At 59.5% G+C, this 449-nt stretch carries 1 pseudogene; it reads left to right on the forward strand.

The window, feature by feature from the left end:
• Positions 1–21 precede the first annotated feature (21 nt).
• A pseudogene (locus DEQ92_RS22745) lies at positions 22–449 on the forward strand (hypothetical protein); the annotation flags it as partial.

Raw genomic sequence — 449 nt, forward strand, 5'->3', positions numbered from 1 at the left:
CTATTCCTCGTGCTCCAGTATATGGCGCTGGTCGCAACCCGAATCCTCGTCGGCGGCTACGAACGCACGATTCCGAACGACCTGTTGACGCGGAACATCCCGCTTGCAATCGTCAACCTGTTCGTCGGTGGCATCGTCTATAGCGCTCTCGTTGTCATCGGCTCGATACTCGTCATCCCCGGCATCATCGCGTACCTGGCGTTCGTCTTCATGACGGTCTACATCGCCGTCGAGGACGAGAACTTCGTCGCGGCGCTCGGAGACAGTTGGTCGCTGACCCGCGGTAACTGGCTCCGATTGTTCCTGTTGTTCGTTGTTATCGGCGTTATCGGTGGGGTCCTGGGAGTGCTGTTCTCCATCGGTTCCATGCTCTCTCCGGCCGCCTCGACTATCCTCTCCGCGCTCGTGTTCCTCCCCTTCTCGGTGCTCAGCCTCGGTATCATCGCGGA

The sequence above is a fragment of the Haloferax sp. Atlit-6N genome (assembly GCF_003383195.1).
GTDB classification, from domain to species: domain Archaea; phylum Halobacteriota; class Halobacteria; order Halobacteriales; family Haloferacaceae; genus Haloferax; species Haloferax gibbonsii.